15 protein-coding genes are annotated in these 15,963 nt (G+C 31.0%); 10 read left to right on the top strand and 5 right to left on the bottom strand.

Features of this window, described 5'->3' with window-relative positions:
• Positions 1-65: 65 nt before the first annotated feature.
• Positions 66-1,265 carry an aspartate kinase gene (locus tag JHL18_RS01770; RefSeq protein ID WP_200265918.1) on the top strand — a complete coding sequence of 400 codons (1,200 nt, stop codon included), beginning with the start codon at positions 66-68 and terminating at the stop codon, positions 1,263-1,265.
• 131 nt (positions 1,266-1,396) lie between these two features.
• Here JHL18_RS01770 and JHL18_RS01765 read toward each other — a convergent pair whose 3' ends face one another.
• Entirely contained in the window at positions 1,397-2,077 is a 681-nt protein-coding gene (locus JHL18_RS01765) for a DUF554 domain-containing protein (protein ID WP_200265917.1), read from the bottom strand.
• 32 nt (positions 2,078-2,109) lie between these two features.
• Entirely contained in the window at positions 2,110-3,222 is a 1,113-nt protein-coding gene (locus tag JHL18_RS01760) for a M20 metallopeptidase family protein (protein ID WP_200265916.1), read from the bottom strand.
• Positions 3,223-3,514: 292 nt separating this feature from the next.
• On the opposite strand from JHL18_RS01760, the gene JHL18_RS01755 reads away from it, so the two are divergent.
• Positions 3,515-4,789, top strand: coding sequence for a DL-endopeptidase inhibitor IseA family protein (locus JHL18_RS01755; protein ID WP_200265915.1), 1,275 nt, complete (start codon positions 3,515-3,517; stop codon positions 4,787-4,789).
• A gap of 207 nt (positions 4,790-4,996) precedes the next feature.
• On the opposite strand, the gene trhA is transcribed toward JHL18_RS01755, so the two are convergent.
• Entirely contained in the window at positions 4,997-5,644 is a 648-nt protein-coding gene (trhA, locus tag JHL18_RS01750) for a PAQR family membrane homeostasis protein TrhA (RefSeq protein ID WP_200265914.1), read from the bottom strand.
• Between the two features lie 227 nt (positions 5,645-5,871).
• Between trhA and JHL18_RS01745 the strand changes: the two genes are divergently transcribed.
• The 3 genes from JHL18_RS01745 to JHL18_RS01735 all read left to right on the top strand — a co-directional run bounded on the left by JHL18_RS01745 (position 5,872) and on the right by JHL18_RS01735 (position 7,668).
• A complete protein-coding gene (locus tag JHL18_RS01745) occupies positions 5,872-6,453 on the top strand; it encodes a DUF1836 domain-containing protein (RefSeq protein WP_200265913.1) in 582 nt (193 codons plus the stop codon).
• A gap of 30 nt (positions 6,454-6,483) precedes the next feature.
• Complete coding sequence (locus tag JHL18_RS01740) at positions 6,484-7,212, top strand: PAS domain-containing protein (protein WP_200265912.1); 729 nt, start codon at positions 6,484-6,486, stop codon at positions 7,210-7,212.
• Between the two features lie 66 nt (positions 7,213-7,278).
• On the top strand, positions 7,279-7,668 hold the full coding sequence (locus JHL18_RS01735) for a hypothetical protein (protein WP_200265911.1): 390 nt from the start codon (positions 7,279-7,281) through the stop codon (positions 7,666-7,668).
• A 254-nt stretch (positions 7,669-7,922) separates the two neighbouring features.
• Here the strand turns inward: JHL18_RS01735 and JHL18_RS01730 are convergent, their stop codons facing one another.
• Positions 7,923-8,420 carry an HD domain-containing protein gene (locus JHL18_RS01730; protein WP_420839205.1) on the bottom strand — a complete coding sequence of 166 codons (498 nt, stop codon included), beginning with the start codon at positions 8,418-8,420 and terminating at the stop codon, positions 7,923-7,925.
• Positions 8,421-8,782: 362 nt separating this feature from the next.
• On the opposite strand from JHL18_RS01730, the gene adhE reads away from it, so the two are divergent.
• A complete protein-coding gene (gene adhE, locus JHL18_RS01725; RefSeq protein WP_200265910.1) occupies positions 8,783-11,383 on the top strand; it encodes a bifunctional acetaldehyde-CoA/alcohol dehydrogenase in 2,601 nt (866 codons plus the stop codon).
• A gap of 424 nt (positions 11,384-11,807) precedes the next feature.
• Here adhE and dapF read toward each other — a convergent pair whose 3' ends face one another.
• Positions 11,808-12,776 (bottom strand): diaminopimelate epimerase, encoded by a 969-nt coding sequence (dapF, locus tag JHL18_RS01720; RefSeq protein WP_200265909.1) that lies wholly within the window; start codon positions 12,774-12,776, stop codon positions 11,808-11,810.
• Between the two features lie 553 nt (positions 12,777-13,329).
• Here dapF and JHL18_RS01715 point away from each other — a divergent pair.
• The 4 genes from JHL18_RS01715 to speE all read left to right on the top strand — a co-directional run bounded on the left by JHL18_RS01715 (position 13,330) and on the right by speE (position 15,841).
• Positions 13,330-13,896, top strand: coding sequence for a hypothetical protein (locus tag JHL18_RS01715; RefSeq protein ID WP_200265908.1), 567 nt, complete (start codon positions 13,330-13,332; stop codon positions 13,894-13,896).
• A gap of 116 nt (positions 13,897-14,012) precedes the next feature.
• Positions 14,013-14,186, top strand: a complete 174-nt coding sequence (locus tag JHL18_RS01710) for a small, acid-soluble spore protein, alpha/beta type (protein ID WP_200265907.1) — start codon at positions 14,013-14,015, stop codon at positions 14,184-14,186.
• A 369-nt stretch (positions 14,187-14,555) separates the two neighbouring features.
• On the top strand, positions 14,556-14,972 hold the full coding sequence (gene speD / locus JHL18_RS01705; RefSeq protein ID WP_200266019.1) for an adenosylmethionine decarboxylase: 417 nt from the start codon (positions 14,556-14,558) through the stop codon (positions 14,970-14,972).
• Between the two features lie 17 nt (positions 14,973-14,989).
• Positions 14,990-15,841 (top strand): polyamine aminopropyltransferase, encoded by an 852-nt coding sequence (gene speE, locus JHL18_RS01700; RefSeq protein ID WP_200265906.1) that lies wholly within the window; start codon positions 14,990-14,992, stop codon positions 15,839-15,841.
• Positions 15,842-15,963 lie beyond the last annotated feature (122 nt).

The raw sequence follows: 15,963 nt of genomic DNA, 5'->3' as shown, positions 1-15,963 counted from the left end.
ACAAAAAGTTACTAATGAAGGTTGTATCTTCAATCTTCATTATAAGGGAAAAAGGGGGCTTCTAGTTGAAGACAGTAGTACAGAAATATGGTGGAAGTTCAGTGGCTACAGCTGAAAAAATACAAAGAGTAGCAGATACACTTATCAAGAAGAAAAATGAAGGAAACAACGTAGTTGCAGTTGTATCAGCTATGGGGGATACAACTGATGATTTAATTAATCTTGCAATGTCAGTTAGTAAAAATCCTGACAAGAGAGAGATGGATGCGTTGATTTCTACAGGTGAAATTATATCAGCTTCGCTTTTAGCTATGGCGCTAAAGAGTAAAGGGTACGATGCTATAAGTTACACAGCATATCAAATCGGAATAAAGACTTCAGGTATTTATGGAAAGTCTTTAATTGATGATATTGACGTAAAGAAGATAAGAAATAGTATAAATGAAGGAAAGATAGTTATTGTTGCAGGTTTTCAAGGTGTAAATGAAATTGGAGATATTACAACCCTTGGAAGAGGTGGCTCTGACACTTCTGCAGTGGCACTGGCAGTAAAGCTTAAGGGCGAATGTGAAATATATACTGATGTAGATGGTATATATAGCTGCGATCCAAGAAAGTTTAAAGAAGCAAAAAAGCTTGATTTTATAGATTATGAAGAGATGCTTGAGCTTGCTAGTCTTGGTGCTCAGGTAATGCACTCTAGAAGTGTTGAACTCGCACAAAAATATGATATTCCGATATATGTAGGACTCAGTTGTAGTGATATTAAAGGAACAGTAATTAAGGGGGTAAAGGATATGAATTTAGAGAGTAAACCAGTAACAGGTCTTGCAACTAGTGATGAGGATGTATCAGTAACGGTACAAAACTTATCTTCTAATATAAATATTTTATCAGATTTGTTTGAGGCTATTGCAAATAGAAAAATTAACATAGATATGATTTCTCAGACTGCTCCAGTGGATAATTTAGTAAATGTATCCTTCACAATACCTAAGAATGAAATAAATGAATGTATGGCAATACTAACTGATTTTTCTAGTAAGGAAAATATACTAATAGATGAAGATATTACAAAGTTTTCGTTAGTAGGACTAGGAATGAAAAATACAACGGGAGTTGCCGCAAGACTATTCAAGGTGTTTTCAGATGCAAATATAGAAGTTAAGATGATAACAACATCTGAGATCAGAATTACTTGCGCCATAAAACAAGAGTATAAGATTAAAGCAATTGAAACAGCAGCTAAGCATTTTAATTTGTAATAAAAAGTCAGCTTACAGATACTTGTAAGCTGACTTTTTAGCAATTTATCTTGATCTATATAGCCTTCTAAATGAATCTATAGAAAGTTGTATAGCGTGTTTTCTAATTAAGATGTAATAAAAATGTTTAATTATGCAAAAAAAGAATATATCATAGGTACTATTATGGCAGGAAGTAGGTTAGCTACCTTGATTTTAGTAATACCTAGCATATTAAAGCTTAAACCAATAATAAGCAAACTTCCAACTGCTGTCATACTGTTTATCACTGTAGTTGTTAGAATTCCTTGAATCAGCGTAGCAAGCAGTGTTATTGCGCCTTGATATATCAATACTGCAAAGGCAGAAAATATAACACCAATACCAAGTGATGAAGCAAAAACTATTGATGAAATACCATCTAAAATGGATTTGTTAAACAATACAGTATGATTACCCTCAAGACCACTTTGAAGAGAACCAACTATTGCCATAGCTCCAACACAAAATAATAAGGATGAAGTTACGAATCCTTCAGCAATAGGGGAATTATTAGTGATTTTGTTAAACTTTTTCTCGATAAATACCCCGAATTTGCTTAGTAAGTTATCAATATCAATAAGTTCGCCAATCAATGCGCCTACTGCAATTGATATAATTATTAACAATGGATTATCTCCTTTTAAGGTACCAGATATACCTATATACAAAACACACAAAGCAAGACCATTCATAATAGTTTTGCTTATTCTTTCTGGAATGCCTCCTTTTAGGAGCAATCCCAATATGCCTCCAATGACAATAGCCCCAAAGTTTACTAAAGTACCTAACAAAACTTTTCCCCCCAATAAAAAATAAAATTTGATTACGCGTTTAAAACATAGTTTACAAGAGTATATATGCCATAATACAAGGCTTCGAATGATCCGTCAAAATTAGGTGAATGTAGTGGCGCTTCACCTTTAGAACCGTCAGATATACCAAGTCTAAAGTGTACTGATGGAACTTTCTCACAGTAGAAAGAGAAGTCCTCTGCTGTAAAAGTTTTTTCCAGTGGCTTAACATTATTTTCACCTAAGGCTTTTTTGCTGATTTTAGTAAATTTTTCTGTCAAAGCTTCATCGCTTATAACAGGTGGATAATATACATTATAATGAGATGATACTGTACAATTATGCTTTTTACCTATATCTTGAGCTTCAGCTAAAATTTGATTTTGAAGCTTCTTCTTAAAAGCCATATCAAAGGTTCTTACGGTTCCTTTAACTACTGCTTCCTCAGCTATAACATTGCCTACTGTACCACATTGCAAAGTAGTGAAGGTAAGAATGTGAGGATTTAATGGATTGTTTTCTATTTTTGTTTTTATTGTCATAGTATTTATAAAATCCATTGCTGGGTATAATGGATTAATACAAATATAAGGCATTGCTGCATGGCCACCTTTTCCTTTAAAGGTAATGATAAAATCATCAACTGAAGCCATAGATGGACCAGGTGAAACTTCAATAGTTCCAACAGGAACCTTAGGCCATACATGAAAACCAATCATTTCAGTTACTTCAGGATTTTTTAGAACACCTTCTTCAATCATAACCTTTGCGCCACCAATTGCCTCTTCGGCTGGCTGAAATAAGAACTTAACTGTTTTTTTTACACCTAATTTCTTTAAAACTAGAGCTGTGCCTAGTACTGTTGACATATGAAAATCGTGTCCGCAGGAGTGACGAGGACCTGCTACATTTATAGCATCGATATCTGTCCTTATGCCAATTGCTTTTGTATCATCTCCTAGTACAGCAACTAATCCAGTTTTAGCAATCTTTGTGCTCTCATAGCCCATAGAATTCAAGAACTCAAGAAGTAGTTCTTGTGTCTTATATTCCTCAAATGAAAGCTCAGGAGTAGCATGAAGCTTATGCCACATACTGATTACTTCTTCTAAGTTTTCTTTTATTACTTTTTTTATAATATCCATATAATCAACCCTCTTTTCTAAAATAAAATTAGTATTTATTATAAGGATATGAAAATAAGAGACTTATGTCAATTAAATATAAAAAAGTGTCCAAATTGAGCATAAATGAATTTTTACAGCAATGTAATGAAAAGTTTTGCTGTGTTATAATTTTATAGTTGAAAACATAAGAATACTATTAAGTGAACTCATACTTATATTTATTTAAGAAACCAAGTGTTATAAGATTGTTCTACATTATTAATAGATCAATAATTGAAGTTTTAACACAATAATAAAACGGAGGAATAGCATGACTAAAAAATTAATATTAACATTAGCTTTATTCCTAATTAGTATTTTGTCATTATTAGGATGCAGTAAGAGTAATGATAACGATAAAGCTAGTAAAGAGGATATATTAAATCAATTAAATAAGGTTTACTCTGAAAAGAAGTATCCAGAATCAGTATCTAAATATGTTGAATTTATATCTGCCGGAGGAGATGTAAAAGAATTTAGTAAATTAGATGAACTTATGTTAAACTTTATAAAAGAAAAATTTGCTAAAGATAAATCTTGGACAACCATTGGGGATATGAATAAAGACGGATATGCTTTTGGTGATTTAGATAATGACAAGATTCCTGACATATATATTGTTCCTTATAATAGTAAGGGAGAGAAAAAATCTCCTGTGAAGGTTTATCAATATAAAAAAGACAAATATCAAGATGTAACTGATAGTGTAGCTCCTTCTAACACTGCATTTCCAGGTGAGCTAGTAGTAGGAAAAATAAATGATGAAACTTATGGACTAATAGATAACGCTACTGCATCTAAAGATTCAAATATTGACGTTTATATAATGAATAAAGGTAAGCTTGAAAGACTTATAAATAGTACAGTAAGTGGCTTGAAAAAGTATGCTCAAGATGTTGATGGAGATGGTATCTTAGAAATACCACAGTCAAATGATGATAAAAAAATTACATGGTATAAATTTAATAAGGATTTAAAGCCTATAGCTGTTAAAGAAGAAAAAATAAATGCAAATAACAATTCACAAGTTACAACAAAAGAAAATAAGGATACAAAAAATAGCATTAATTCAAACGAAGCAAAAAAGCCAGTTGATAGTACTACAATTGTAAAGTCTTTAAAAGATGATGAGATTTTAAGTGCTCTAATAGTAGGAAGAAACTTTGAGATTAGCAAACTGATGGGAATAGGGGATAGTAGCAAAACCATTACGATGGATAGCTTGAGTTATGCAGTTATCAAAGATCAGAGTACAAATGTAGAAAATGAAATTAAAGCATTTAATCAGTATTTTTCCAAAGCTTTTGTTAATAATCACGTAAGAAACTTTTTTAAAGAGAGTGATGGAAAGAAGTATGTTCTTTTTGGACAAGGATTAAGTAATGGAGAAACATTTACTAAGGTTATAAGCAGTGATCAAGGGTCAAATAAGATTAACGCCAGAGTGGAATATGTAGATGGAGATGTTTCAGATGTTTGTAATGTAGAGTTAGTATATGAAGACAATGCTTGGAAGATTAACGATGGAACATTATTAATAAAATAAAAAAACATATTACCTGCCAATTTTCCTCATATATATTCGGAAAGGCAGATGAGTAAAAAAGCTCACTGAAGGTCAATTCAGTGAGCTTTTTTACAATATAAGGGTACTAAAAGTGTATGTGAAAGTTTTTTGAGGTATAAGTTTACTAAAAATAATCGAAAGATAGTTTAAAATCAACAGAATAATTTTAAGAAGCCCTCAATAAAATTATAAAATAAAAGCATAAATTAGATAAAAGTGACTTAAACTTCCAAGTAAGACGAAGATATGAAATAATTCATGAAATCCAAACTTAGAGGATATATTCGGGGATTTTAATGCATAAATTACTCCGCCAATCGTGTACAATACTCCGCCGATTACGAGCCAAATAAAACCAGGCATTAAAAGTGTTCTATATAAAGGTGCGCTGAAGGTTAAGGCTAACCAACCCATTATTATGTAAAATGCGGTATATAGCCATCTTGGACAATCGAACCAAAAAATCTTTAGAAAAATTCCTGCGATTGCTAAGGTCCATACTGTGGATAGAACGAATATTTTTAAAAATCCGTCTAGTACTCCTAGGCATATAGGGGTATAAGTACCTGCAATGAGTACAAAAATCATTGCGTGATCTAATTTTCTTAGTATAAGAAGTCTATTTGCAGACGACCTTGACCAATGATATATAGAACTTGCACTATATAGAAAAATTAAAGATAGTCCAAAGATAATGGCCCCTACAAGTCTTGAAGGTAAAGAGTCATGTGCATCAATTACTTTCAAGATCATAAAAACTAATCCGACTAAAGAGGCTACAGCACCAAAAAAATGAGTTAAACTATTAACAGGTTCTCTTATATATTTTACCATAACACCAACTCCTATAAATATCATGTCAAGTAGTTAAGTTAACTACTTGTTATCTTTATTACAGTATACGACATAGTGGGTTGTTTATGCAATATTTATTATAAATAAAATTACAATATTTATTCATTATAACTATAAAATTCTTGTATTATCTAGTGTTTTCTATTAATATTAAAATAAGTGGTTTTTAAAACTACTTATTGCTTTTGCAAACTAGGGAGGAAAATATGAATAACGAAGATTTAGAATTCGACTTAGATAATCTTAAAAGAATATTTGAAGATTTACACTTTAACGATGAAATACAACCTGAGCAAATACCTAATTTGGATTTATATATGGATCAAGTAATAACACTATTTGAAAGTAATCTATTTGAAACCAAAAGAAGTGTGGAAGATAAATTACTTACTAAAACAATGATAAATAATTATACTAAAGATAAATTACTTATGGCAGCAAAGAAAAAGAAGTATACTAGAGATCATGTAATTCTTATGATTATAATCTATAATCTAAAGCAAAGTCTAGCTATCAATGATATTAAGAATATGTTAAAACCTATAGTTGAAAAGATAGAAAATAATGAACAAGTAGATATAGATTCATTATATAAAAAGTACTTGTCAATTAAGACTAATAATTCTGATGAGATAAAGACTTCAGCAGAGCAAAAGTTAAAAGAAGTTAAGGATGAAGATGGAGATGTTTTGTTGTATATCCTGTCTATAATCGATATGGCAAATGGCTACAGAAAAATTGCAGAAAAGCTAATTGATAGTTTTTTTTGGGAGACCAATGAAAAATAAATAAAGCAATCATGTTTATGGAGGGATTCCATGAAAGTTTTTTTTAGTGATGATTTTTTTGATATAAATTTCAATATGGTTAAGAGAGAGTTTTATTTCGTGGCAGACCAAATGAGTAGAATTATATATATAGAAAATGGAATTGAGACCTTATTAGAACAAAAAGCTGAAGAATTGATTGGTAAGAATCTCTCGGACATTATTGGAGAACAAAAGGTCTTAATACAATTTAAGGAAGCGGCGGATAGAGAAAACACTATATCTATTCCAGTTTTGACTAAGAGTAAAATTATTACACATATAAATATATTATATAGATCTCATTATGTTGAGGGGATACATAAAGGATATTACGGTTCGATTATAAACGTAACAAAGGAAAAAGACCTAGAGCATAGGCACCAGTTATTAACAAGGATATTGGATAACTCAAAAGATGTAATATACTATTTTAGAGTAGAACCGAAAGGATTTGAATACATAAGCAAATCAATTGAAAAAGTACTTGGATATACTCCAGAAGATTATTATAACGATCCGGAATTAGTTTTTAGTACTGCACATCCAGATTATCTTAAGGAATTAATCGATAAAGCTGAAGGAAATGCAGATTATTCGAAACCTATCATAACTAGATGGAGAGACAAGAATGGTTTGTATCATTGCGTTGAAGATTATTCGATACCTGAATATAATATGTTTGGAGAACTAATTGGAGTCTTTGGGGTTTGTAGAGACGTAACTAATAAGTTAAAATGATAAATTTTAGAATTCCTTATTAAAGTGAAGCATACATTTACAGTAAAATAATAAAAGAGGGATAATATGGAGGATATAAGAATACAGTCATTTTATCAACATATGAGTTTTACTGGTAGAAAAAATGCAGAAGATTTAATAAAGTCACTTAAGTTATCAAAGGATATGAAAAAAATTAGAGTAGGCATGTACTCAGCTATAGTATTTGTAGGGTCAGTAGAATTGTACTTGAATTTTAGAGAGTCTATAAATATGGTGTTTATACCTTTAGCTACTTTATTAGGTATTGAAGTTGTAGAAAAGCTTACGGCTTCAACAATAAAAAAGCCTGAAGACATTAAAAAGTCTATTATGGCTAGTCTGAAAAATCACTGTTTTCATTGCGATGGTAAGTGTGATTGCGATGAAGAATTTAAAGAATATATGCTCAGTAAACATAATATTAGGTTATTCTAGTAGATAAAAGGCAGATTGGGAAGACAAAAAGGTCGCTGAAGAGGTAGCTTCAGCGACTTTTTTACTGTATAGGAAAATATAAAATTTTCAAGTTAGCTAAGTCTATATATTTCAACTGTTTTAGAAGTTTTTATAACTATACAGTAAAAAAATAAAACTTATTCGCCTGCCATATTTTCCTCATATAGATTCGGAAAGGCAGATGCGTTAAAAAAGCTCACTGAATAAGGTCGCTTCAGCGACTTTTTTATTTGTTAAGATCGCATATAAATAGAATTAAGTAGCTCCTTACCGGAAGAGGTTCTAAAAATCTTTTGTTCTATTACATCAATATTTTCTTTTGGTATTTTATCTTCATATATGTTAACTAAAAAATCAGCTTCCACTAAAATTTGAAAATCTAAAGAGTCTATTTTGTCATAACTATGATGATTTCCTATAAGATAACAAACTCTATCAATTATATATGAATCTAAATGAAAACCACTTAATAAATTCTTTGCTACAGGGGGACCCTCTATTTCTTGATACTTACCGTTTGACGAATTATATTTTTGTTCACTTATCTTAATACCTATGTCATGCAATATTGCGGAAATTTCTAAAATAAAAAGGTTATCGTTAGCCAGTTGTTCTAGCTCACCAATAGTCTTTGCAAAGGAATATACCTTCAACGCATGATTTATTCTTTTGATATCGCCTTCGAAGTATTTGATCATCATATTAGTAATATTAGAAATTATCATATTTATAAGCCTCCTATTTTCTATAATTAAACTTATATTCTTAAGATCAGATTGGTTAATCCTTAATGAGCTTAAGAGAAGAATCAATATGATTCAGTAAAGTAAGTTTTGTTTTAGGAATTTGATATTAATTGAAAGAGCTGATTTGCACTCACTTATAAATAGTATAGCTAAGTATTAAGATTTTTTCTATATTAAGAAATATTAAAATTCAATTAAACCTCACAGGTTTAGAGGCTTATTGCATATTTTTTTAACCTAGAATATTCCTATATACATATTGAGAATAATAAGAAGAAAATTACGTCTATATAATGATAAAAATATTGATTAGGCTTATTATTGCGTAAATAGAAGGAGGAGTTTAAATGAAAGTAACCAATTCGGAAGAGTTGAGTCAAAGGATAGCTAAGGTTAGGGAAGCGCAAAGGATTTACTCTACTTATACCCAAGAACAAGTTGATGAAATATTTAGGCAAGCTGCAATGGCGGCAAACAATGCTAGAATAACTCTTGCAAAGCTCGCTGCTGAAGAAACTGGTATGGGGGTAGTTGAAGACAAAGTTATAAAGAATCACTTTGCATCTGAATATATTTATAATAAATATAAGAATGATAAAACATGTGGATTATTAGATTATGATGAAGCTTTTGGAATAGCAAGGGTTGCAGAACCGATAGGAGTAGTAGCAGCAATAATTCCAACTACTAATCCAACTTCTACAGCTATCTTTAAGTCACTCATATCACTTAAAACAAGAAATGGAATAATATTTTCACCTCATCCAAGAGCAAAGGCCTCAACTATAGCAGCTGCAAAGATAGTTTTAGATGCGGCCGTTAAAGCAGGAGCACCTGAAGATATAATAGGATGGATAGATGAGCCGTCAGTTGAGCTATCACAGATGGTTATGAGAGAGGCAGACATAATACTTGCTACTGGTGGGCCAGCGATGGTAAAAGCAGCTTATTCTTCAGGTAAACCAGCTATAGGAGTTGGTTCAGGTAACACACCTGTAATTATTGATGAAACTGCTCATATAAAAACAGCAGTAAGTTCAATTCTTCTATCAAAGACTTTTGATAATGGAATGATATGTGCATCAGAACAAGCTTTAGTTGTGCTAGAAGAAATATATGATGAGGTGAGAAAAGAGTTTCATGACAGAGGTGCTTATATATTAAACGAAGAAGAAAGAGAAAAGGTAAGAAAGATTATACTAAATGATAAAGGTGGTCTAAACTCAGACATAGTAGGTCAGTCAGCATATAAGATAGCAGAATTAGCAGGTGTTGAGGTACCAAGATATTCAAAGGTATTAGTTGGAGAGGTAGAGTCAGTTGAACTAGAAGAACCGTTTTCCCATGAAAAACTTTCACCGGTACTCGCGATGTATTGTGTTAAAACTTTTGATGAAGCTTTGGTTAAAGCTTCAAGATTAGTTGAATTAGGGGGATTTGGGCATACTTCGGTATTATATACAGATCAGTCAAGAAGTGCAGATAGAATAGGGAAGTTTGGTGCAGCTATGAAGACTGCAAGGACAATAGTAAATATGCCTGCATCACAAGGAGCAATTGGAGATATCTATAATTTTAAACTTGCTCCATCTTTAACTTTAGGCTGTGGATCTTGGGGAGGAAACTCTGTATCTGAAAATGTTGGGCCAAAGCATCTACTTAATATAAAGAATGTTGCAGAGAGGAGAGAAAATATGCTTTGGTTCAGAGTACCGGAGAAAATATACTTTAAGTATGGATCTCTTGGTGTTGCATTAAGAGAACTAGTAGACATGGGCAAGAAAAGGGCGTTTATTGTTACTGATAAAGTTTTATATGATTTAGGATATGCAGATATGGCTATAAAGGTTTTGGAAGAAGGGCATGTTGACTTTAGAGTATTTTATGATGTAGAACCAGACCCAACTTTAGCAACTGCTAAAAATGGAGCGGATCAAATGGATAAATTTAAGCCGGATGTAATAATAGCTTTAGGCGGTGGATCACCTATGGACTGCGCTAAGATAATGTGGGTTATGTATGAACATCCAGAGGTAAGATTTGAAGATTTAGCAATGAGATTTATGGACATAAGGAAGAGGGTATACACATTCCCAGAGTTAGGGCAAAAAGCTATGATGGTATCTATCCCAACCTCAGCAGGAACTGGTTCTGAGGTAACTCCTTTTGCTGTAATTACAGACGAAAAAACAGGGATAAAATATCCTTTAGCAGATTATGAACTTACTCCAGATATGGCGATAATCGACGCTGAACTTATGATGAATATGCCAAAAAGCTTGACAGCAGCATCTGGAATAGATGCCTTAACACATGCAATTGAAGCTTATGTATCAGTCCTAGCGTCCGAATATACAAATGGCTTGGCATTAGAAGCGATAAGACTTATATTTAAGTATCTGCCACAGGCTTACGATGAAGGTACCACAAATATAAAAGCAAGAGAAAAGATGGCTCATGCAGCTACAATAGCAGGAATGTCTTTTGCAAATGCATTTTTAGGAGTATGCCACTCAATGGCACATAAGTTAGGATCAATGCATCATGTACCTCACGGAGTAGCAAATGCATTGTTGATAGACGAAGTTATAAGATTTAATGCAGTAGATGATCCAAGAAAACAGACAGCATTTCCTCAATATAGGTATCCAAATGCAAAATGGAGGTATACAGTTATTGCTGACTATCTAAAGCTTGGCGGAAGCACTGAGGAAGAAAAAATTGAAAATCTTATAAGAGCTATAGATGATCTGAAAGCTAGAGTTGGAATGCCAAGAACCATAGCAGAATGGGGTGTTTCTAAAGAAAAGTTCTACTCTTCATTAGACGAAATGGTAGAGCAAGCTTTTGATGATCAATGTACTGGAGCAAATCCAAGGTATCCACTTATGGGAGAGCTTAGACAGATGTATATAAACGCTTTTGAGGGATACAATATAGAAGTTTAAGTTTATATGGATGAACCATTTTTGAATAAAATTCATTACTTTTAAATTTTCTAAACACAACCTGTGAGAGTTTTAAAAATAGTTTTCTCTTCTAAGTGGTACAGCTATAGATAAACCAGATCCAAATATAATTTATATATGATAATCTATTATTGTTAATAGTTAACAGAAGTATCACTTAGTTTTATTAGAGAGAACTGGAGTATTTATATAAGTATCAGATTAGATGAAAGGTAATTTTATAGGAATAAATAAAAGATCACTAACATTTTATAATGTTAATGATCTTTTTAATGTAAAGGAAAATGCAAAAACTATAAGTTAGCTAAAGTTATATATTTCAATACATTTAGAAGCTTTTTATGAATATACAGTAAAAATAAAACTTATTCGCTTGCCAAGTTTTATTGTGTAATTCTATAGCTTAGGCTATAACATTCTTAGTGAAATCAAGAAAATTATTATAACTAGCCACTTCTTCTTCAAAATCTTTATTCTCTGTAATCGAAGTTAACTTCAATGAATCATTAAGGTCTGCTGAAGAAGAGTATACGTATGAACCGTTACCTATAAATCTTATCTTGTAATTGTTTTTATCATCTTTATTAACATATATCTTTATCATACCACCATCATTATATATTTTAAGTTCTGCACCATATAAATCAGGATTGTTTAAGCAGTAAGCAGCACTGGAAGCTGTCATACCTGTACCACAGGATTTTGTTATACCTACACCACGCTCATAGGTAGTAACATATATACTGCTGTCCTCAAGAACCCTTACAAAATTAACATTTACACCTTGTGGAAAAACAGATTTGTTTGTATTAGCTTCTTTACCTATTCTAACTATTTCATCTCTGCTTAACTGATTAATAAATGTAACTACATGTGGGTTTGTTATACTTACAGCAGTGAAAAGTAAGTTGTCAGATAAAGCCGGGATTTTTTCATTTATTAAGGTATCTTTTGAGTGATTTAAAGGAAGTGAGTTAACATTGAAATTAACTGTATCTATTTCTATTTCAACTGTTCTAACTCCATCGAAGATTTCTGTAACTGCCTTTACATCATATTTAGCTTTCATTGTTTCAACAGTAATAAACTCTTTTTTTAGAACATCAATCAAATATCTTCCTACACACCTCAAACCATTTCCGCACATTTCTGGTTCTGTGCCATCAGCATTAAATATTCTCATTTTTCCATCACAGAAAGAACTGTTTTGAACAAATAATATTCCGTCAGCCCCTATTTTTCCAGTTCTATCACATAGTTCAATGGCTAAACTTCTTCTATTATCTTCGGTTAAATTAAGTGTCTTATTTAACTCATCTATTAATATGAAGTCATTTCCTGAACCATGACATTTTATAAAGTCTATTTTCATTTATATTCCCCCAATACAATATATAGATATTGCTAACTTCGCTAAGGATTACTATATTTAAAGCTTAAATGAAAAATACATTAAAGCTTCAACAAATATATCTTAGATTGAAGTAATTCATCTTCTTTAATTACTTTATTATAGCAAAGTGATTATGTTGTAGCAACCATATCTTGCTGCCTTGGAAAGTATAAAATTTTTCGATATATAAATCCAGCAATATCAAGGAGTTAGAACAGCTATTTAGGGTAAACAGTAAAAAATAAAATTATGATTTCTATAAGATTCTTCATATACGTTTAAAAAAGGAAGATAAGTACCATTAATTGAAAGTAAATGGTAAATTGCTATTGTATAACTATTTTAATTTATCGTATAATACTATAGATAAATTGCGTTATAACTAAAAATTTTTAAATTAAATAAGAAGTTTTTTATTTTTTGATTGCATAGAAGATATTTTATAAGCTTATAGGTAAAATATCTCATATATACTAATAGAATTGGTATAATATACTTACAGCAAAGTATTATGAAAGAAGGAAGTGTACTTATGGGTGAATTAACAGTTAATGATATAATAGCAGATAGACCTTGTGGTAGCATTACTCCATTAGTAGTTGGGCTTGAAGATACTTTATATCCAATTATTATAATAAAAGAAATGAAAGAGGATCTATTGAGTATTGGCGTAGATACACCCATGGGAGTAAAAAGTACATCTATTGGTGACAAAAAAGCTAATGTATATGCCATAATATTAAAATTTGGTGAGGATTTTGAGAATATATATGATATATGGTTTAATTATGGCGATGAAAATCATCAGGATTTCTTAAAGCTTTTGAGAGATCAGCATAGGATTGTGATAGATTTTAGAGATGAAAATAACGAGAGATATTTAACTTTAGAGTTTGAAAATACTGTAAGAGAACATATAGATGATTATATTGAAAAATGTTCTGAAAAGATTCTTGTTAGAAGTGCAAAAGAAAATAATGTAATTAAATTAGATTCATTAGAAAAGTATAATGTGTGGAATGATGACGATATTGATAACTTGATGGATAAGATATTTACGGACTATCCATCAATAGAAGAATTATGGGAAGATTTATAAAAGGGCAGAAGTTCTTTCTTTGTTAATATGTTTCATGTATAGGCTATAAAAAAGTACTAATACTAATATCGTGTTGATTAGTATTACAATAGTAGCTTTTAAGGAGTGATATACCTATGTCTCATAAAAATAATAAGAATAGCAAAAATAATAAGAAGTCGAATCCTAAAACAAAAAAAGAATTAGAGAAAATGAAAATAGAAACTGCAAATGAGATTGGATACTCAAAGGAATCAAGAAAGTTAGGGAAAAATAAGCCTAGACCAGTGCATACTGATACTAATGAATAGACTGTTTTTAACAGTCTATTTTTTTATTTAAATCTAATAATTCAATAATAGCGCATTTTACCAGAATTACCTTAACTTTAATATAAGTATATATTTATTAAATCATAGGTGAAAACAAATTGCAAAATATTGAGTTGAATTAGTAAAAGATATGGTTAGAATATGTGTAAATCGCAAAATCTATTGACAAATTTTTAAAATATGATATATTTTATTTGTACTTAATATTGATAAACTCTTGGTTTAGTAAAAGTAAACTTATTAAACCAAGAGTTTAGTTGAGTTTAGAAGATAAATGGCTAAATATTCATATTAAATTTCAATATTTGAATATTAGTTTCTTTAATATTAGGAGGGGTTATAATGAAAATTGAGCAACTTGGAAGACATATATTGGTAGAGTATTATAATTGTGACAAGGATACAATAAGTAATCATGGCTTGATTGAAGAGTACATGAATGAAGCTGCAAGAAGATCAGGTGCAACTATAGTTACAAGTTGTTTTCATACCTTTAATCCATGGGGAGTTAGTGGAGCTGTAATTATACAAGAGTCACATTTAACAATACACACATGGCCTGAATATGGTTATGCTTCTGTTGATTTATACACTTGCGGCGACAGCGTTAATCCGTGGAAAGCATTTAACTATTTAGAGGATATGCTTAAGGCTGAAAGAAGTGAATCAACTGAGGTATCAAGAGGAATAATTGAAAAGATAAAGAACTATTCTGATGGTCAGTATGACAATGTAGATGTTACACATAAACCAATGAATGAATAGTGTTTGGAGGAATAGAAATGGAATTGTGGTATACAGAAAATCAGACACCTAACGTAAAGTTTTCAATGAAGGTAAAGAGTCATCTCTATGCGGAGAAGAGTCCATTCCAAGAAATAGAAGTAATTGATACTTACGAATTTGGAAGAGTTTTAGTAATAGATGGTTGGACTATGGTTACTGAAAAAGACGAATTCATTTATCATGAAATGATTACTCACGTGGCTCTTTCTACAAACCCTAATATAAAAAAAGTTCTAGTAATTGGTGCTGGTGATGGTGGAACTGTAAGAGAATTAACTAGATATGAGACTATAGAAAAGATAGATATGGTAGAAATAGATGAAGTTGTTGTTAAAGCATCTAAAGAATTTTTACCTTTCACTGCATGTAAACTTGATGATCCAAGAGTTAATCTGTACTTCGAAGATGGAATAAAGTTTGTTGAAGGAAAGATAGCTGAGTATGACCTTATAATAGTTGACTCTACAGATCCTATCGGTCCAGGAGAAGGATTATTTACAGTAGATTTTTATAACAACTGCTTTAAGGCTCTTACTGAAAAAGGAATATTAGTTAATCAAGGTGAAAGTCCGTATTATCCTAATAATTCAAGAGAGATGAAAAGAGCGTACTCAAAGCTTAAGAAGATATTCCCAATATGTGAGGCATATCAATACCATATGCCGACTTATGCATCTGGACATTGGTTATTTGGTTTTGCATCAAAGGAACTTCATCCTATAAAGGATTTTAAAGAAGCAAACTTTGAGAAACGTGGATTAAAAACTAAATACTATAACAAGAACATACATGTAGGTGCTTTTGCGCTTCCAAATTATGTTGTAGAACAACTTAATTCCGAGGAATAGTTACAACTTATAATTGCGCTATAATATTATATCTGTTAACTATTATGTAACTAGGTATATGAAAAACAATAATTCTATATAGTTAAAAAAAGTAGAGTCTTTGTCCTATTAAGAATAGATAA

Origin of the sequence: Clostridium yunnanense, from assembly GCF_016595795.1 — a bacterium.
Lineage (GTDB): Bacteria > Bacillota > Clostridia > Clostridiales > Clostridiaceae > Clostridium_AR > Clostridium_AR yunnanense.
Note: the sequence above shows the minus strand (reverse complement) of the source record. Positions and strands in the feature narration are given on the sequence as shown.

Excerpts from the sequence above, each read along its gene's own strand:
- JHL18_RS01760 (WP_200265916.1), bottom strand. The coding sequence starts at position 3,222 with ATGGATATTATAAAAAAAGTAATAAAAGAAAACTTAGAAGAAGTAATC.
- JHL18_RS01755 (WP_200265915.1), top strand. The coding sequence starts at position 3,515 with ATGACTAAAAAATTAATATTAACATTAGCTTTATTCCTAATTAGTATT.
- trhA (WP_200265914.1), bottom strand. The coding sequence starts at position 5,644 with ATGGTAAAATATATAAGAGAACCTGTTAATAGTTTAACTCATTTTTTT.
- JHL18_RS01745 (WP_200265913.1), top strand. The coding sequence starts at position 5,872 with ATGAATAACGAAGATTTAGAATTCGACTTAGATAATCTTAAAAGAATA.
- JHL18_RS01740 (WP_200265912.1), top strand. The coding sequence starts at position 6,484 with ATGAAAGTTTTTTTTAGTGATGATTTTTTTGATATAAATTTCAATATG.
- JHL18_RS01735 (WP_200265911.1), top strand. The coding sequence starts at position 7,279 with ATGGAGGATATAAGAATACAGTCATTTTATCAACATATGAGTTTTACT.
- adhE (WP_200265910.1), top strand. The coding sequence starts at position 8,783 with ATGAAAGTAACCAATTCGGAAGAGTTGAGTCAAAGGATAGCTAAGGTT.
- dapF (WP_200265909.1), bottom strand. The coding sequence starts at position 12,776 with ATGAAAATAGACTTTATAAAATGTCATGGTTCAGGAAATGACTTCATA.
- JHL18_RS01715 (WP_200265908.1), top strand. The coding sequence starts at position 13,330 with ATGGGTGAATTAACAGTTAATGATATAATAGCAGATAGACCTTGTGGT.
- JHL18_RS01710 (WP_200265907.1), top strand. The coding sequence starts at position 14,013 with ATGTCTCATAAAAATAATAAGAATAGCAAAAATAATAAGAAGTCGAAT.
- speE (WP_200265906.1), top strand. The coding sequence starts at position 14,990 with ATGGAATTGTGGTATACAGAAAATCAGACACCTAACGTAAAGTTTTCA.